The sequence below is a fragment of the Bacillus sp. BS3(2021) genome, from assembly GCF_021043345.1.
Lineage (GTDB): Bacteria > Bacillota > Bacilli > Bacillales > Bacillaceae > Bacillus > Bacillus paralicheniformis.
The window spans coordinates 196876-215852 of sequence record NZ_JAJNDM010000001.1 but is presented as its reverse complement, the minus strand read 5'-3'; the positions used below and the strand labels follow the sequence as shown (position 1 = coordinate 215852).

Sequence of the window (18977 nt, the reverse complement as noted above, 5' to 3'; positions counted from 1 at the left end):
TATAATGCTCTTTAGTGAGGTGATCGAACAATGATTAAGAAAAGGAAAATCGATATATTCCTGGTCTTCATTCTTGTATTATCTGCAGCTTTAAACTTGTACGGCATCTGGAATAGTGACACAGACAACGCCTACTATACGGCGGCCGTTGAAAGTATGACCCAAAGTTTTCATAACTTTTTTTACGCATCATTTGATCCGGCAGGCTTTGTAACAGTTGATAAACCGCCGGTTGCACTCTGGATTCAGACACTTTTTGCACTTGTGTTCGGCGTGCACGGCTGGAGCGTCGTTCTTCCTGAAGCGATTGCCGAAGTGATTTCCGTAGCACTGTTGTACTTTATTGTAAAACCTACTTTTGGCAAAACGGCGGCCAGAATTTCAGCTCTTATTATGGCGTGTACGCCGATTGCCGTTGCGGTCAGCCATACAAACAACGTCGACAGCATTCTCACCCTTTGTTTGATGATTGCAACCTGGATGTTGTTTAAAGCAGTCCGGAAAGGAAAAATCGGCTGGCTGCTCGGCGCATTCTGTATGGTCGGCGTCGGCTTTAACGTCAAAATGCTGCAAGCATACATGGTATTACCGGCATTCCTGCTGTTTTACATGATTGCAGCAAAAACGACGATTCGCAAAAAAATTGTGTCTCTTATCACAGCCTTGATCGTTCTGGCAGGCGTTTCCGTTTCCTGGGCGGTTGTCGTCGACAGTCAGCCAGAGAGTTCGCGCCCTTATATTGGAAGCAGCCAGACCAACTCTGTCCTTGAGCTGGCGTTTGGCTACAACGGCATCCAGCGTCTCACAGGCAAAAACGGTGCAGGCGAGGGCGGAACCCCCTCATCTGATCAAAATCAAAAGAACCAGCATCAGGAAATGCCGCAGCAGCAAAGCGGCGATACCGAAAACAACTCAGACTCGGCAAATGGACAAATGGCTCCGCCGAGCGGGGGCGAGATGCCTTCAGGCGGACCGGACGGCCAGCAGGGTGATGTTCAAAGCGGCGGCGGAGGTCCCGGCGGCGGCACGAGCGGCATGTTTGGCACAGGAAACCCCGGCCCTCTCAGACTATTCCAATCCGAGCTTTCCGGACAGGCAAGCTGGCTCATCCCGTTTGTACTCTTCGGCATCATCGGTTTGCTGATCACGGGCCTTCGCGGTCAACGCAAATTCAATGAAATAACGACTGAAACGATTTTCTGGATGATGTGGCTTCTGCCAGTCGCTGCATTCTTCAGCGTCGCAGGATTCTTCCACCATTACTATCTGATCATGCTGGCAGCACCGATTGCCGCTTTATCAGGTGCAGGCTGGACAGCGCTCGTTCGCCTCTATCAGGAGGAAAGCGGCTGGAAAAAACAGCTTCTGCCGATCGGAATTTTGCTGACAACCGCATTTGAATTGTATATTTTGAGTCCTTATCTCAGCGAAATCGGCATCGTCTGGAGCATATTGATCGGCGCTTTTGGCATTGTCACAAGCTGCCTTCTCATCTTTTTCAAAAAAGGAAAGTCATTCAGCTACTATGTATCACTTGCAGCGCTGCTCGGCATGCTGATCGGACCTTTCTATTGGACAACAGCAACGCTCGCTGACGGTGTAAACGGCATGATTCCGCAGGCCGGACCTAAATCCGCACAATCATTTGGCGGCGGTGGCGGAGGGAAGATGCAGAATAACAACGGCAGCGGACCTCCCAGATTCGGCAGCCAAGACGGTCAAACAGACAGTGATCAAAACAACAATAACGGACCTGGCTTCGGTCCTGGTTCAAACAGTAATGATTCTTCAACTGATACCGGTTCCGGCCAAAACAGCCAAAATCAGAATGGCGAAGGCGCAAGCGGCCGTCAACAAGGCGGACCAAGCGGCGGCAGCCCTGGAAGCGGCGAATCAGTCGATGAAGAACTGTTGAGCTACCTTGAAAAGAACAACACGGGTGAAAAATATTTATTTGCGGTCTCCAGCGCAACGTCTGCTCAATCTTACATCATCAAAACAGGTAAAGCTGTCATGGCGATGGGCGGATTCTCTGGAAGCGACCCGATTTTGACGGTTGAAAAACTTGAGAAGCTCGTCAAAAACGGCGAAGTCAAGTACTTCATGATCGGCGACGGTCGAGGCCAAGACAACTCAGAAATCACTAACTGGATTAAAGAAAACGGAAAAGAAATTTCAAAAAACGAATACAGCAGCTCTTCTTCAGATAACGATTCCCAGTCAGGCGGACCTGGCGGAAATCAGACGCTTTATAAAGTGGAGCTTGATTGATGAAAGGAAAGGTGATGAATATGCAGAGACAAGTCACATTTTCAATCGTAGTCCCTGTCTACAACGAAGCGGAAGTGCTTCAAAGCACCTATGACCGATTAAAAACCGTCATGGACTCGACAGGCGACCCTTATGAACTGATTTTTGTAAACGACGGTTCAAGCGATGACAGTATTCACATGCTGAAGTCGCTTGCTCAGTCAGACCCGGCAGTAAAATGCATCAATTTCTCAAGAAATTTCGGTCATCAGATCGCCATTACGGCCGGTACCGACTATGCTGCCGGCGAAGCGATCGTGGTGATCGATGCCGATTTGCAGGATCCTCCCGAATTGATTTTGGAAATGGCGGAAAAGTGGCGCCAAGGCTTTGACGTTGTATACGCCGTCCGCACAAAGCGGGAAGGAGAAACATTTTTCAAAAAGCAAACGGCCGCCATGTTCTACCGTATTTTAAGAAAACTCACAGACGTTGATATCCCGGTGGATACGGGAGACTTCCGGCTCATGGACCGGAAGGTGGTCAATGAAATGAACAAGCTGAAAGAAAAAAATCCGTTCGTCCGCGGCCTTGTCAGCTGGCTCGGGTTCAAGCAGACCGCCGTCTATTACGAGCGCCACGAACGGCTTGCAGGGGAAACGAAGTACCCGCTCAAAAAAATGCTGAAGCTCTCGCTCGACGGCATCACTTCATTTTCCTTTCAGCCGCTGAAACTGGCAAGCTACTCAGGAATCGCGCTGTCAGCGGTCGGTTTTATATATGCCTTCATCGTCGTCTGCATGAAGCTGTTTACGACAAGCACCATTACCGGGTGGTCTTCGATGATCATTCTGCAATGCTTGTTCAGCGGCTTTATCCTGATCATCCTCGGAGCGATCGGCGAATACATCGGCCGCATTTATGACGAAGTGAAAGACAGGCCGCTATATATCATTGACGGCAAATACGGATTTGAAGAACAGCGGCGGGCGGCAGCTCCGCAGCGCCATATCATGTAGAAGATAAGAGATCCAAAAGGAGGGATTCCGATGAGCATACTTGTTGTCGGGGGAGCCGGTTATATCGGTTCCCACGCCGTTTACACGTTAATTGAGAAAAAAGAAAAAGTCGTCGTTGTGGATTCCCTGGCAACGGGACACGCAGAAGCCGTTCACCCCGAAGCTGCGTTTTATGAAGGGAATATTCGCGACCGGCATTTTCTCAAGCAAGTATTTGAAAATGAGGACATTGAAGCCGTCATGCATTTCGCAGCATCACCTATTCCATTACAGTCGAATCGCGTTTTTTCTTCTTTCAACGAAAACATGACAGGCATGGAAACACTGCTTGACGTGATGAAAGAATACGATGTCGGCCGGATCGTTTTTGCATCAAGCGCTGCGGTCTACGGCTGTCCGCAGAACCTCCCTGTCACAGAAGAAACCGAACCAGAACCCGTTCACCCGCACGGGAAGGTCAAATGGATGATGGAGAAAATGCTGATGGAAGCGGAAAAAGCGTACGGTCTGAAATATGTGATCCTCCGCTCCTTCAATGCGTGCGGCGCCCACCCATCTGCCTTCATCGGCGAAGACCGGGGAAGTGAAACACATCTCATTTCCAATGTTCTGCGAACCGCTCTCGGACACCTTCCTTTTGTTCACATAGATCAACCTGAAGAAGCAACTGGCTTCCGCGATTATGTTCACGTGCAGGATTTGGCAGAAGCACACGTGCTCGCCATCAGCCATTTGCGGAAAGGCAAGGATAGCCGAATCTACAATCTCAGCTATGGCGAAAGCTACTCCGCTGAACAAATCATTCTTGCCGCCCAATATGTCACAGGCATTCCTCTCATCACCGCAAAGCTGACAGAAACGGGCATCGATTCACAAGCAACATTTGCCGCTTCTTCTTCCAAGGCCAGAAAAGAACTAGGCTGGACCCCGAAGCACAACAGCCTGATCGCAATCATCCGCGACGCCTGGAACTGGCACTCTGCGAATCCGAATGGATATGCGGCGGAGAAGGTGAAGCAAGGGTGAAAAATGAACTCCACCCCTATCGTTAGGCAGTGTCTAACGATGGAGGTGCGGTTTTTTCTTATGATAAATGTATACTGTAAGTCTAATCGATCAAGTAAGCAGTCGGGTGTTTTTTGTCCTGCAAATCAATCAGCATATCAATATATCCCGAGCCATACCAGATGAAATCATATGAAAATTGGATAGCCACATAATTTTTATTAAAATATTTAATTTCAGCTGAATTTACTTTTTTCACTTTCAAACCTGCTCCGTCAAAAGCCTTTTCAAAATCCAAATTAAATTGCACTTCATCCTTATGATTTCTTTTTAGATAATTTTCCACAGTTTGAATGCGCTGGACACCTTCAGACATGATATCTTTGTCTTCAGCCCCGTTGAGATATACATATTTTCCGTCTTCGCTTAAATAATCATCCTCACTGATTTTTCTGACTAGGTTTGTCTTTTTTTCGAAAATGTATTTGTCAAATAAGTGCAGATAGGCTCCATCCTCCGTCACCTTTGGAAAAACAGACAGGTAATCATTTAGTTTTCCTGACTCGATTGTTGCGGGCAAATCATCTTTATTGACAATCTGGTATTTTAAAAGATTTTGTTTTAAAAATATATAATATGTCTTCGTATCTCCATCGCCTGTATAATCCTTTACTCCGATCAGCATGTTTTTTTATCAATAGCATAAAGATAGAGATAAATATCTTCAGAATCAGCAGTTGCTTTTATAGGCAGCTTTATCTTTTTTTCGCCTAACTCAGTTTGCACTTGCAGCATATTTGTATGATCTAACCGCAACTTGGGCAGCTGACGTCCTATTATATAGCGAATGGGCCCTTTGGCATCCAAAAACCTGCTATTGTTTATGTGAGAGTAAAACATTTGATCAGATGAAAAAATTACCGCATATGAATCCTGAAGCTCTTTATCTGTATATTGATAATAACGAAGCCCATCCTTACCACCGCGCATCACCGTATACTTATGATCTTCATGCCTTAACGTCGCATCGCCCGCTAATCCACTTTCAATTCTTATATACTCTTTAAATGCCGGACTGTCTTCTTTTGGATACCCTTTTTGATATATGAATGCATCATCGTCTTTTCCGCAGTTGGTGATCACCGGCAAGTATATTATGAAAATGCCTAAGTATATAAACCATCTTTTGTTCATTGAGTATTTCTATCGTTTATGTTCCTTTTTATTTGAATTCCAAAAATGACAGAAGGCTTAACCCACTTTTGTGGCCTACCTTTGTCAAATAAGAAAAGGACTGAATAAAAACTCTTCAGTCCCTCTATGATTCGATTCCTAAATCAACTAAATAAGCCGTTGGCTGTTGTTTGTTTTTTTGTAAGTCGATTAGTACATTAACAGAACCTGCTTTTCCAATCGGTATTCCATTGTACGAAATACGTAAGACAGCATAATTTTCATTAAAATAATGAATATCAGCTATTCTCACACTGCCCGCTTTAAACTCCATCTCTTTGGCAATGTGTTTGAAGTCAAGCTTAAATTGAGCTTCATATTTTTCATTTCCTTTTAAATAATTATCCACTGTCTGTATCTGTTGAATGCCATCAGGCATTACATTTGTTTCTTTTTCTTTAGCTCCGTTAATATAAACATACTTACCGTCTTCGCTTAGAATATCAGTGTCTTTGATTTCCCTAACTTTGTTCGTCTTTTTTTCGAATATATATTTGTCGAATAACTTAAGATATGATCCATCCTCTGTCACTTTTGGAAATACTGACAGGTAATCATTTAGCTTTCCTGACTCAAGTGTTGTATGCAATTCGTCTTTTTTAACTATCTGATGTTTTGAAAAATCTTGTTTTAAAAATAGATAATATTTCTTTGGTTCGTTACTGACTGTATAATCATCGATTCCTATCAACATACTTTCTTTATTAACAGCGTAAAGATCGAGATATACTTCTTTTGAATCCGCAGGAACTGGTATCTTTATCTTTTTTTCACCGCTTTTTGTTTTTACATTTAGAACATTCTTTTTATCTAACGTCATTTCCGGCAGAGCATGTTCAATTTTATTTTTGACTATTTTTTCTTCAGTTAAAAATTTAGTTTTTTTTAAGTTATAAAATTTTGTCATTGGATTTTTTTCAGCCGAAAGAAAAGAGCTGTAAAAATCCTCAAGTTCTTTATCCGTATATTGATAATACCGAAGCCCTGTTTTATCACTGCGCATAATTGTATATGTATGATTTTTATAACTCAACGTTTCATTTCTTGTTAAATAAAGTTCATATCTCATAAACTCTCTAAATGCCGGACTGTCTTCTTTTGGCAAGCCTTTTTCATAGATGACTTCCTGAACATCATCTTTGCCGCAGCCGGTGGTGGCCAGCAGCAAGAATACCATTAAAAGAAGTATACTTATAAATCCTTTCTTTTTCATCGATCTTCTCCTATTCTGCTTCTTTTTTGTTAACCTCTCGAATTAAGTCTACAAATTCAGAGTCTTCAACTTCATAAATATGCCCAGGATTGGTGACACCGGAACCTTTCACTTCAATTTCTGGCTTTTTATCAATGAGATCGCCTAATATGTCCCCATGTTGACTTTCAACTGAAACGATATCATCACTGTTTATTTTATGTTTTCCGCTTGCAGTATAGTAAGGGGAAAAACTCACAGTATCCTCTGTTCTGTATCCCGCAGCAGCAGTAATGTCCATTTTCTGAAGCTTTTGGTAGACTTCAGGATTGGCAGATTTCAAATGATTAATATCTTCAGTCATCGCCTCACTGTCCATATCAGTGTAGGCATTACTGTAGTCTTTTCCATTATCATTGTTTTTGTTCCCTTCATTAAAATCTAAATAATCACTCGTGTCAGTAGTCTTCCTTCCTGCAGCATTGTCTGCGATCCAGCGTGCTCTGTTAGCCCCAATAGCTAAGAGATTTTTATCATACGGGGTTCCAATTGTTGTGATGCTACGCACATGATCAGGGTAATCTATCGCAAATTGCAGTGATCTTCTCCCTCCGTAACTGTGGCCGAACATATCGATCTTTGTCTTATCATTCATCAGCCCCATCTCATTCAGCTTTTCGGCTAAATCATCGCTTGTTGCTTGCCGATGTTCATTCATATGCTCTGTATCATATACAATATGGAGACGGCCACATGTGAAATTTTTAAGCTTTTTTAACTCTTCATACGATTCAACATCTTGTCTTTTTCCATTCTCATCAATATAACTATATAAATATTCATATTTACCGTCATTATTTATTTTGATACGAACGATCACATCACCTTTCTGCGCTGCCTGTTCTACACTAGTGTCAAATCCATCCCCATCATCCTCAATCCCATGCACATAAACCGAAACATTCTTATAATCCGAAAAATCACCTTTCACATGATTAACCGAATTATACAAGATTGAGATGTCTGTCAAAGCTTCGCGCATTGGGGCGCGGTGGGTGCGGGCGACATTGCTGAAATCTTGTTCCACCTGATCAAGGCCATTTTTTAGATTCTCGTATTGGCTAATTAAAAGAACGACGTCACTCGTAATATTGTTGCGTTTCTGTATGTCTTCCGGTGAGGGGTCTTCCATAGACTCAAACTTGCGTCTGGCATTCTCCTGACAATCTTTTAAATCCTTTATCCAATCGTTGATTTCCGATTTGATATCCGCCACATTAAAATTCATGACGTTTTTTGATACAAAGTTCGGAAGTTCTTTATTTTCTATCGATACCCATATTTTATTAAAAGCTTCAAGCAAACGGCTGGATTGAGCGTGCTGCAGCATTCGATTTGCTCTTCTTTCATGGCTTTTGATCATGTTTGTGATTTCTGGCTCTCTATTATAATATGCCATAACTCTAGTTCCCTTCCATCATTTCACTCTTTGCAGTTGTTGTGAGATTACGTTATCGACGCGCTTTAATTCCTTAATGATGTTTTTGGCATTTGCCGAAAGTTCTTTGACTCTTTTTTTAAGCTCCGTCATGATCGATTTGATGTGCGACTTTGCATCAGACCAGACGTCATCGAATTTTTCCCACGGAAACTCTGTTTCATACATCATTTCTCTGAGCATTGTGTCAAAATGGTGCAAAACTTCATCTAATGTAGATAGATTTGATTCAAACTTTCCGGTTGCCTGGTGTAACGATTCGCCGTTTACTTTTATTTCACTTTGGACTCTTTCAGCCGAAAATGTATGGTTTCTTTCCGATCTTGACTGCGGCTGAACATTGGCCGGTTTGTCGGATTCGTCCGTTAGTTCGACCGCTTTTGCAAAACACCGCACACTGTCTGCAAAATATAATAAACAGCTGCTCGCTTTACTGAAAAAGTTGATGTTGTCACTCATTTTTTTCTGCAGCGCTGCGGCGGCTTTTCCGCTGTGCCGGTCTAATTCTTCACGAAAAAACACCATGTTCTCAAATACATGGCTAAAGGCGTTTTCCAGCTGACTAATTGTTCCCGCTGCCTTATGTGAAAGTTCTTTGTTGAAGCGAAAATGTCCCATCGTCATTGCTCCTTATTTTCGTTTTTTCCTGCTTCAGCTTCTGTTAGCAACTCATCAAGCTGCAATTCTTTTTGATCTACATATCCGTAATGGTACACAACTTCTATATCTTGTTTATTAAATAAAACGAGCTGCTCTTTCGGATCGGTAAAACCGTTTGGATAGTCGACAGCTGCATAATCTCTGATGACATGGTTTGTCTCAGAAAACATTTGCCGCCCGATGATAAGCAGACGTCTTGAATCATTATGTAAGCCGACAACACTGCCGACAGGAAGATAGTTCTTTTTTAACAGCATAATTGATTATCCCTCTTTTTCTCTGAAATTGGACATATATACAAGTTGTAAAAACATAGGAAAATCATAGCAAAAAGGTATCATTTCATTCAACGAACTAAAGTACCGTGAAATTTTACCTATTCAAATCAAAGACTTTTGATTTAAGGTTCGCTCTTTATGTAAGGTTTGTCGGTGCCATTAGTATGTTACATGAGTCCTTAGCACTGAAACGATTCATCATACTTACGGGACCTTTCAGATAAAGTTTCACAAAAAAACCGCCATAGTAGGCGGCGGCATCATGAAATATAAAGCGCAATCGCTTACGCTTCTCCTCTAATAAAAAGAATCTTATCACCTTCCATTTTTCGTCTGTTGTTCTGTGCATGGTGACTTCCCGCTTGAAAAGCCGGCTTTCTCTCAGATGATTTGCTGTGCATCTCTCAATATGCAACCTTCTTTAAAAGTGACTTTATTTTAAAAATTATTGTGAAAATATATTTTTAGCTTGAATTTTACACAATCTCGAGATAAAATACAGTCAAAATAATAGAAGCTCACTTCTTGTATATAATCAGTAATAGGGTCTGATTGTTTCTACCTGGCAACCGTAAATCGCCAGACTACAAGGAAGTTTGAATAGATTTGATCATGTAAAAAGTGTATTGCGCAAACAATATATCTATTTTTTATTTGCTCTTATTTTTCATGCTTTCTTTATCGGAACCCATGAAAAGTAAGAGCTTTTTTATTTTCAAAAAACATTCGGGAGTTGGCATCATGTATTTTCTCATTAACATTTTAGGCATTTTCATTGTCATGTCCGTGATTTATTTTTGTTCCCCGCGAAAGAAAAGCGTAAAATGGAGGCCGATTCTCTCCCTTTTCATCGTTGAGCTTTTGGTGACTTGGTTTATGCTTGGGACAAAAATCGGCGGATGGGCCATCAACCTGATCGCCTCTTTCTTTTCGTGGCTGATCGCTTGTGCAAGCGACGGTATTGCGTTTGCCTTTCCGTCCGTGATGGGCAATGAAACCGTTGACTTTTTCTTCAGCGCCTTGCTGCCGATTATCTTTGTGGTGACATTTTTTGATATACTGGCTTATTTCGGAATTTTAACATGGATGATTGATAAGATCGGCTGGGTGATTTCGAAAGTCTCGCGCCTTCCTAAATTAGAAAGTTTCTTTTCGATTCAAATGATGTTTCTGGGGAATACTGAAGCGCTCGCCGTGATTCGCGGGCAATTGGCCGTATTAAAGGACAACCGCCTGCTGACGTTCGGCATTATGAGCATGAGCAGTATCAGCGGATCGATTCTCGGTTCTTATTTAACGATGGTTCCTGCAACATACGTATTTACAGCGATTCCATTGAATTGCTTAAATGCGTTGATCTTGGCCAGCATTTTAAACCCGGTAGAAGTCACTAAGGATGAAGACATCATTTACGTACCGCCAAAAGAAGAGAAAAAGGACTTTTTCTCAACGATTTCAAACAGCATGATGGTCGGAATGAACATGGTCATCGTCATTCTCGCCATGGTCATCGGATATGTCGCTTTAACCTCATGTTTGAACGGAATGTTGGGGTTGATCATGGACGGTTTGACGATTCAAAAAATCTTTTCTTACATCTTCAGTCCGTTCGCATTCCTGCTTGGACTGGCGCCGGGTGACGCGATGTATGTCGCACAGCTGATGGGGATGAAACTCGCCACAAACGAATTCGTCGCGATGATGGATTTAAAAACGCAGCTAGATACGATTTCGCCCCATACAGCCGCCGTGGCCACAACATTTTTGACGTCGTTTGCCAACTTCAGTACGATCGGAATGATCTATGGAACGTACAATTCCTTATTTAACGGAGAAAAATCAGCGATTATCGGAAGAAATGTGTGGAAGCTCCTTGTCAGCGGAATAGCGGTGTCGCTGTTGAGCGCGGGGATTGTCGGGCTGTTTGTGTGGTAACCTGATTATTAATCCATCATGTATTAGCTTGCCATTCACGTGGCAAGTTTTTTTGTTCTTTTTGTAAAGCTGACTTTACGTAAAGCTCACTTTACTATATAATTAGGTAAATGGTAAAATCACACACTGGTCATTTAAAAAGAAAGTTTCTAATACTTTAGTAAGGAGGAGATATCATGGCTTTGCGAAAAACCTATTACATCATTGGAGGATTGTTTGTCTTTATATTTCTTGCAAAACTGGCCTTCGGTATAGCTGCTGGTTCAATATCTTTAATCGAACTTTTAATGTTTGGCACATTAGCTTTTTTAAGTTTTGCCGGAGGATACCTTTATCCGCAATTCAAACAAAAGGATGAAAGATCTCAACACATCAGACAAAAAGGAATGCAGTTTTCCATGATCGCTTTATCTGTGTACCTTTTGGTGCTCATTATCGGAATGCAAATGGGCTTTATCACATTAGCGGGAATTGATGTGATTCGGATACTGGTTTCATTACAGATTATCACGGTATTTTCATCATGGATTATTTTATCCAGGAAGTTTTAAACTGTTTTTATTCATTATTTGAAAAAGCACCCTTGAAACAGGGTGCTTAGAAATCTCTTCACTATGAAACTTGTCTATCCCAATGGCGGTGCCCGCCGATCGCTTCGACCAGCTTTTTGCCGAAGTCGTCTTTGCTCTTATCATCGCGAGAGGTGATAATGCCCGGCTGTGCTGCCGCGTGGGACCCGGCGGCGGACAGCAGGAGATCGATCCCTTTGCCTGCGGCTCCGATCGCTTTATAATGTCCGAATGCTTCATTGATAAAATCCGATGCGGCTTTATGCAATTGCAGGCGTTCAATGCTTTCTTGGCCGCCCGGAATATAAACGGCATCGTACAGCACGGAATCGACCGTCTGCAAAGTGTTACCGACTTCTATTTCTGTACCGCCGGTCCCTTTGATCACGCCGAGTGCCGAGCTGACAATGTCCGGAATGATGTCGGCTTTTTTGAACTCTTTCAACACCCGGCTGAGGTCCTCATCATCAAAACCTTGCTCTGCTAAAATGGCGACGGTCCTCGTCTGCGGCAGTTTGACCGTGTTTTCCTGGCTGAGCGCAGGGGATTTGAACGTCACATTGGAGCCTTCGTCTTTTTCAGGGGGCTCTACGCCTACACCCGCAGCGATTTGCTTGGCAAGCTCCCTGTCAACCCGGTTAAACATATGAACGACTTGGCGGCGGACGTCCTTGCTTTTGACCTTTCCGACTTCAAAGCGGAACGCCGAAATGATATGTTCTTTTTCAACGGGAGACATGCTGTTCCAAAACAGCTTCGCTTGCGAATAGTGATCGTTAAAGCTTTCGCTGCGCTGGCGGATTTTTTTACCCTCGACTTTTTCCTCGTAATGCACATATCCGCCTTCTTCTTCTGAAGCAGGCGCCGGATCGTTGTTTTGCAGCGAATTTTTATGATAAGCGACAGGCCCTTTGTTAATCGTCATTCTGTGATAGCCGTCATACTGGTTGTTATGGAACGGACAGACCGGCCGGTTGATCGGAATTTCATGAAAGTTCGGACCTCCCAATCGGATCAGCTGTGTGTCCGTATAGGAAAAGAGCCGGCCCTGCAAAAGCGGATCGTTTGTAAAATCGATTCCCGGAACAACGTGGCCCGGATGGAAAGCGGCCTGTTCCGTTTCGGCAAAAACGTTATCCTGGTTTCGATTCAGCGTCATTTTACCGATGATCTTAACAGGAACCATTTCTTCCGGCCAAAGCTTTGTCGGATCAAGGATATCAAAGTCAAACTTGAACTCGTCTTCTTCGTCAATCATTTGCACGCCGAGCTCATACTCCACTTCATCGCCTCTTTCGATCGCTTCCCAAAGATCGCGGCGGTGATAGTCGGGATCTTTCCCGGCGATTGTCTGCGCTTCGTCCCAGACGAGCGAATGGACGCCAAGGACGGGCTTCCAGTGAAATTTAACAAAGCGCGCCTTGCCTTCTTCATTTACAAACCTGAACGTATGAACGCCGAAGCCTTCCATCATCCTGTAGCTTCGCGGAATCGCCCTGTCAGACATCGCCCACATGATCATGTGAGCCGTTTCTTCATTGTTGGCGACAAAGTCCCAAAACGTATCGTGCGCCGTAGAAGCCTGCGGCATTTCGTTATTCGGTTCCGGCTTAAAGGCGTGCACAAGGTCAGGAAACTTGATGGCATCCTGAATGAAGAAAACAGGGATGTTATTGCCAACGAGATCATAGTTCCCTTCTTCTGTATAAAACTTTGTCGCGAATCCTCTGACATCACGGACGGTATCACCCGAGCCCCTGGAACCGGCTACAGTCGAGAACCTGACAAACACCGGTGTTTTCACTGACGGATCTTGAAGAAACTTTGCTTTCGTATATTCCGTCATCGGCTCGTAAACCTGGAAATAGCCATGCGCGCCAAAACCCCTCGCATGGACGACCCGCTCCGGAATCCGTTCATGGTCGAAATGGGTCATTTTTTCACGAAAATGAAAGTCCTCCATCAGCGTCGGACCGCGCACGCCTGCTTTTAAGGAGTGCTCGTCTTCAGATACGCGTAAACCTTGGTTCGTCGTCATTTTTTTGCCCCGGTTGTCAGACCGGTACTGTTCAAGTTGTTGATCCTTGCTGTGCTCATTGACTTTGCGGCGGCCATCATTGTTATTCACTTGTCATCCCTCCCCATTCTTATTCCCTATGTAGTTGATCTGGATTGCTATTTTATGATTTACCCTGTCTATCAGCGAGTTAAACGCAACGCTCGTTAAAGGGAAATGTAATTTTAATAAATTCAAAGTTTGGACAAGAAAATGAATTAAACCGATTTTAAAGGTACACATATTTCACAATACGGGTTGCTCACCATATCACCCGTGTATTTTTCCATTATTGGTCTATTGTCCAGTTGAAATTCATTGTTTTGCAGAGATGAAAAAATATCAGAATATGCTTTTTGAATATCTTCTGCTGTATGTTTAACATCATAAATCAGGTATTTTCCGCCGGAAATTTCCCCTTCAAAAACTGAATCATCGACTTGATAATCATGCGGTATCACAATACAAGCATCAAATCTACACTGATCAGGAGATGTTGTTTCCGGGTTATCCTGTGGAATCGCAAACAGAATGGCAGACTCAAGAAGACCTGTTTCCTTAGCCCATTTTTTTAATGCCTCCATTACCTCAATATTGGCAGGACCGTACGGACCAACTCGTCGCATATAAGCAATACGATAGTTTGGAAGTGTTTCAACTTTGAATGTCATAGATTTTTTCTTCCTTTCCTGATTGTTGTTCGTTACGTTTCGAATGTAACATGCTTTAAAAATAATCACATTTTTATTTTAAAAATTTTCTGTAAATTTTTAAAATGATCATTTTCACAACAAAAAAGAGGATATTCAGAGATCATCTGAACATCCTCTTTCTTTGTTTAATCTAGTGTTTCGCCGTTTGAAGCAATCAAGTCTTTATACCAGTAAAAGCTTTTTTTGCGAATGCGGCGCAAGTCTTTCAAATCAAATTCGTCGCGGTTCACATAAATAAATCCGTAGCGTTTTGAACAGCCTTGATGGGTTGAAATCAAGTCGATGGCAGACCATGGGGAGTAGCCGAAAACATCGACTCCATCCGTGATCGCCAGCTGAATTTGCTTGATATGTTCCTTTAAATAATCGATGCGGTAGTCGTCATTTACGACATCTCCGTCTTCAAGCTGATCAAACGCGCCGAGGCCGTTCTCAGTGATGATCAGCGGCAGCTGATAGCGGTCATAGATCTCGCGCAGCGTCGAACGGAAACCGACAGGGTCGATCTCCCAGCCAAATGCGTTTTTCTTTAAGTGCGGATTGCTGCTTCCCCTGTATACGCCTTCTTCTCCCGTCTGCAAATGCTGGTCGCCGCCTCGGGCAGCCGTGTCGCTGCCGTCATCCCTGCTCGCTTCAGCCGTTTGCGACGTATAGTAGTTAAACGCGATAAAGTCCGGCTTGGCTGACCGCAGAATATCCATATCTCCTTCGGCGATGACCGGTGTGCAGTCTTTTTCTTTCATATATGCCCATGCCGTTGTATTGTACCGTCCGAATACGGCCATATCCAAGTAAAGCCAGTTGCGGATCGCATTATAGTTAAAAGCCGCCAGCACGTCCTCCGGTTTCGAAGAAGCAGGATAGATGAGCGCGATATTCGGCGCAGGGCCGATTTTCGCTTCCGGCAGCATCTCATGGCAAAGCTTGATCGCTTTTGCCTGTGCGACAAGCATGTGATGGTTTTGCTGATATAGCTCTTTTTTCGGGTTTTCCAAGTTTGGATCAAGTGTGCCGAGTGCAGATCCGTGGAGAATCATCATATTTTGCTCGTTGATGGTCAGCCAGTATTTGACGCGGTCTCCGTAGCTTTCAAAAAGGATTCTCGCATACTTTTCAAAGGCGTCAATCGTGGCCCTGTCCGACCAGCCGCCTTTTTTCTGCAAAGCATTCGGCAGATCAAAGTGGTACATCGTAACAATCGGTTCGATTCCATATTTCAGGAGTTCATCGATCAAACGGCTGTAAAATTCGATGCCCTTCGGATTAATATCGCCGTCCCCGTCCGGAATGATGCGCGTCCAGGCAATCGAAAAACGGTACGCTTTGAAGCCCATTTCCGCAAACAAAGCGATATCTTCTTTATAGCGGTGGTAATGGTCGCTTGCGACTTTAAAATCGGTTGTCCCTTCCGGGTAGCTTTCGCGCGCATCGATGACAGAAGGCCCTTTTCCATCTTCATCCCAAGCGCCCTCCACTTGATAAGCGGAAGTAGACGCACCCCACAAAAATTCTTCCGGAAATTGAGCTAATGTTTTATATTTCATGATTATTTTCCTCCCATGGTGATGAAATTAAAGTGATGATCGGTTCTTCAGTTTTCACCTGTTTTTGATCCGTTGGAATGATATCCGTGTATTGACCGGAATTTGTAACGATGATTGGTGTTTTCACGTCAAACCCTTCTTCTTTCAAAGCGTCCAGATCGAATTCTGCGAGTATATCACCCCGTTTCACTTTTTGCCCCTGCTCGACCTTGGAATTGAAGTGCCTTCCATCGAGTCTGACCGTGTCCATTCCGATATGAATCAAAATCTCGGCTCCGCTATCCGACGTTATGCCGTATGCGTGACCCGTCGGAAATGCCGTTGTCACGATGCCGTCCGCAGGGGCGGTGACAACGCCTTTTGACGGAAGCACCGCGATTCCTTCTCCAAGCGCTCCCGATGCGAACACCTTATCTGATACTTCTGTTAACGGCAGGACTTCTCCTTGCAAAGGGCTGCAAATTGGTTCACCGGCGCTTTTTTCAACGGGCTGCTCTTTCGTCTCCTCCACAGGGTCGTCAAAGCCGACAATGTAAGTGAGCAAAATTGATAAAACAAACGAAACTGTAATTCCGATGATAAAGCCGAGAAAGCCCGGTCCGTAAAAAATCGGAATCGTCAACAAGCCCGGAGCGCCGGAAGCGAGGGCGACACTGCCGGAGTATCCGATAATGGCTCCGCCTGCCGCCGCACTGATGACACCGCATACAAACGGCTTTTTCAGCCTGAGTGTCACCCCGTAGACGGCCGGCTCTGTAATCCCGAATATCCCGGTAACGGCAGCAGATCCTGCCAATGCTTTCAACTTCTTGTTTTTCGTCTTCAGCATGACACCAAACGCAGCTCCTGTTTGGGCAAAGACGGCGGCTGCCGTCGCCGGTTTGATGTAGTCCTTGCCGTGGACGGCAATGTTGTTCAAAATGACAGGGACGATCCCCCAGTGAATACCGAAGATGACAAGGATTTGCCATAAGGCCGCGATAATCGCTCCTGCCAGAATCGGGCTGACATCAAAAACGGACAGAATCGCCGCCGCAATCCCGTTTCCTGTGTAAACACCGAGCGGTCCGAATACGATCAAAGTTAACGGCACCATCACCGTCAGGCATAATAAAGGGGTGATAAAGTTCTTCACGCTTTCATGAATAAAGCGCATACATAATCTTTCAAGATAGCTCATTACAAATACGGCAAGGATAATCGGGATAACGGTCGACGTATAATTCATCAAGACGACCGGAATGCCGAAAAACTCCGTCTGGGCGCCGCTGTTTTTCAGTTCGAGTATCGTTGGATAGATCAGCGCCCCGGCAATCGTCAGCGCTATGAACGGGTTCGCTCCAAATTTTTTGGCGGCCGTAACGGCGAGCAGCAAAGGCAGGAAATAAAACAGGCTGTCGGCTGCCGCGTATAGAATCGTATATGTCGTCTCTTCCGGCGAGAGCCAGCCGGCGTTTGTGCAAATCAAAAGCAGGCCTTTTAAAATCCCCGCTCCTGCCATGACGCCGAGCAGCGGAGTGAAAATGCTAGATACGATATCTACCAATCTACCGGCGAGGCTTCCTTTCTCTTTTTGGCTGTGATCGGCCGCAGAACCTTCCAACAGTTGAGAGATCCGGCCGATTTCTTTATAGACTTCAGGAACGTTATTGCCGATAACGACTTGAAATTGTCCGCCGCTCTCCACTACGGTTACCACGCCATCCGTATTTTCAAGCGCTTCCCTGTCTGCTTTGGAACGGTCTTTCAGTTTGAAGCGAAGCCTTGTCGCGCAATGGACTAGCGATACAACGTTCTTCTCCCCGCCGACGCGCTCCAGAATTTCTTTTGCCATTGATTGAACATCCATCGTTGATCATCTCCTGTCTCTCCTAAAGCCCTATTAAGCTGTTAAAAAATAAAAAACCTAAACTAAAGCCAGTACAAAGAAGGCTTAGTTTAGGTTTTGCCTGCCGAACAGTAACAATCCCGTTTTAAGACATGATGAAAATAAAAAAACCTAAATCACTGTGAAAAACAAGGGCATAAGAATCCCGCTCACAGTCATTTAGGTTTTGCCTGCATGATCAGTAACAATCCTAACAACCTGTATAAGTTGATGTAAGTAAAAAGTAGCATACATTTATCCAATTGTCAACGCTTTCATTTTAGCATCATCCTCTATTTTTGATGAACGACCCGCTCGATATGAATCGTCAAATACAGAAGCTCTTCGTTTGTCAGCTGATGACCGTATTCTTTTTCGATGTACTGTCTGATTTTATTAGTGCAGACATACGCGTCGCGGTACTTATTTTTGACGGTTTCAAATAAAAAGTCGTCCCGGCTTTCCATATATGTTCCGCTGAACAGCCGCTGCGCGAAAAATTTCAAATGGGTAATGAAGCGGTAATAGTGAAGCGATTCTTCATCAAAATCGATATGAAAGTGATATTTGACGATGCTTAAAATCTCCTGCATGACTTTCGTAATATTGACGATGTTCGGCATTTCTTCATTCAGCTCGGCGTTTACGATATGGAGCGCGATAAAGGCGGCTTCATCCTCCGGAAGAGCTGTCCCCGTCTTCTTTTCAATGATGGCCAGCGCCTCTTTGCCGATGGCGAACTCATCTTTATACAGCCGTTTCGTCTCCCAAAGCAGGGCGTTTTTAATATCCAGACCCTTTTTATGCCGTTCGACGGCGAAATGAATATGGTCGGTCAGCGAGACATAAATGCTGTCATTCAGCTTCTTGCCGAGCTTTAATTTCGCATAGGAGATAATTTCTTCAGACATTTCCATAAATTCGATCGGAATTTCGTCCAACAGCGTCTTAAATCTTTCTGATACATCTTTATTATCAAGCCTGAAAATCTTCTCGATTCTCGATTCATCCACCGCTTCCCCAGGCTTTTTTTGAAAAGCGATTCCCCTGCCCATGACCACTAATTCCTGACCCTGTTCATTTAAAACACTGATCACATTGTTGTTGATCACTTTGGCAATTTTCACATCGCGCCACTCCCATCTTGTAAGGGGATTT

General features: G+C 44.0%; 16 protein-coding genes and 1 riboswitch. Of the genes, 5 read left to right on the top strand and 11 right to left on the bottom strand.

All coding sequences use genetic code 11. From position 1 onward, the window contains the following. Positions 1-30 precede the first annotated feature (30 nt). From LQ247_RS01015 to galE, 3 genes are read left to right on the top strand one after another with little or no spacing between them, the layout of a single operon-like run. Positions 31-2271: a glycosyltransferase family 39 protein gene (locus LQ247_RS01015; RefSeq protein ID WP_231005453.1), complete on the top strand. Its 2241-nt coding sequence runs from the start codon at positions 31-33 to the stop codon at positions 2269-2271. Further along, entirely contained in the window at positions 2271-3269 is a 999-nt protein-coding gene (locus tag LQ247_RS01010; RefSeq protein ID WP_020453486.1) for a glycosyltransferase family 2 protein, read from the top strand. Before LQ247_RS01015 ends, LQ247_RS01010 begins: the two co-directional genes overlap by 1 nt. Positions 3270-3299: 30 nt before the next feature. Continuing rightward, complete coding sequence (gene galE / locus LQ247_RS01005; protein WP_231005450.1) at positions 3300-4295, top strand: UDP-glucose 4-epimerase GalE; 996 nt, start codon at positions 3300-3302, stop codon at positions 4293-4295. Between the two features lie 82 nt (positions 4296-4377). Here galE and LQ247_RS01000 read toward each other — a convergent pair whose 3' ends face one another. From LQ247_RS01000 to LQ247_RS00975, 6 genes are all read right to left on the bottom strand, one after another. Beyond that, on the bottom strand, positions 4378-4959 hold the full coding sequence (locus LQ247_RS01000) for a hypothetical protein (protein ID WP_231005448.1): 582 nt from the start codon (positions 4957-4959) through the stop codon (positions 4378-4380). Beyond that, on the bottom strand, positions 4953-5468 hold the full coding sequence (locus tag LQ247_RS00995; protein ID WP_231005446.1) for a hypothetical protein: 516 nt from the start codon (positions 5466-5468) through the stop codon (positions 4953-4955). Before LQ247_RS00995 ends, LQ247_RS01000 begins: the two co-directional genes overlap by 7 nt. 124 nt (positions 5469-5592) lie before the next feature. Further along, the gene (locus LQ247_RS00990; RefSeq protein WP_231005444.1) at positions 5593-6720 is read right to left on the bottom strand and encodes a hypothetical protein; all 1128 of its coding nucleotides are present in this window, start codon (positions 6718-6720) and stop codon (positions 5593-5595) included. A 10-nt stretch (positions 6721-6730) separates the two neighbouring features. Continuing rightward, on the bottom strand, positions 6731-8158 hold the full coding sequence (locus tag LQ247_RS00985; RefSeq protein WP_231005442.1) for an alpha/beta fold hydrolase: 1428 nt from the start codon (positions 8156-8158) through the stop codon (positions 6731-6733). 18 nt (positions 8159-8176) lie between these two features. Next, a complete protein-coding gene (locus LQ247_RS00980; protein WP_020453490.1) occupies positions 8177-8815 on the bottom strand; it encodes a hypothetical protein in 639 nt (212 codons plus the stop codon). Positions 8816-8817: 2 nt separating this feature from the next. Continuing rightward, the gene (locus tag LQ247_RS00975) at positions 8818-9114 is read right to left on the bottom strand and encodes a DUF4176 domain-containing protein (RefSeq protein ID WP_020453491.1); all 297 of its coding nucleotides are present in this window, start codon (positions 9112-9114) and stop codon (positions 8818-8820) included. Between the two features lie 526 nt (positions 9115-9640). Then, positions 9641-9742, top strand: a riboswitch (purine riboswitch). Between the two features lie 134 nt (positions 9743-9876). On the opposite strand from LQ247_RS00975, the gene LQ247_RS00970 reads away from it, so the two are divergent. After that, positions 9877-11070, top strand: a complete 1194-nt coding sequence (locus tag LQ247_RS00970; protein WP_020453492.1) for a nucleoside transporter C-terminal domain-containing protein — start codon at positions 9877-9879, stop codon at positions 11068-11070. Positions 11071-11246: 176 nt separating this feature from the next. Further along, entirely contained in the window at positions 11247-11621 is a 375-nt protein-coding gene (locus tag LQ247_RS00965) for a hypothetical protein (RefSeq protein WP_020453493.1), read from the top strand. A gap of 61 nt (positions 11622-11682) precedes the next feature. On the opposite strand, the gene LQ247_RS00960 is transcribed toward LQ247_RS00965, so the two are convergent. From LQ247_RS00960 to licT, 5 genes are all read right to left on the bottom strand, one after another. After that, positions 11683-13767, bottom strand: coding sequence for a catalase (locus LQ247_RS00960; RefSeq protein WP_231005440.1), 2085 nt, complete (start codon positions 13765-13767; stop codon positions 11683-11685). Positions 13768-13913: 146 nt separating this feature from the next. Then, positions 13914-14366, bottom strand: a complete 453-nt coding sequence (locus tag LQ247_RS00955; RefSeq protein ID WP_101561545.1) for an AraC family transcriptional regulator — start codon at positions 14364-14366, stop codon at positions 13914-13916. 167 nt (positions 14367-14533) lie between these two features. After that, positions 14534-15952 carry a glycoside hydrolase family 1 protein gene (locus LQ247_RS00950; RefSeq protein ID WP_020453496.1) on the bottom strand — a complete coding sequence of 473 codons (1419 nt, stop codon included), beginning with the start codon at positions 15950-15952 and terminating at the stop codon, positions 14534-14536. Then, positions 15942-17801 (bottom strand): PTS beta-glucoside transporter subunit IIBCA, encoded by a 1860-nt coding sequence (locus tag LQ247_RS00945; protein ID WP_231005438.1) that lies wholly within the window; start codon positions 17799-17801, stop codon positions 15942-15944. The genes LQ247_RS00950 and LQ247_RS00945 overlap by 11 nt, the downstream gene beginning before the upstream one ends. Before the next feature lie 311 nt (positions 17802-18112). Beyond that, the gene (licT, locus tag LQ247_RS00940; protein ID WP_023856907.1) at positions 18113-18946 is read right to left on the bottom strand and encodes a BglG family transcription antiterminator LicT; all 834 of its coding nucleotides are present in this window, start codon (positions 18944-18946) and stop codon (positions 18113-18115) included. Positions 18947-18977: the final 31 nt, after the last annotated feature.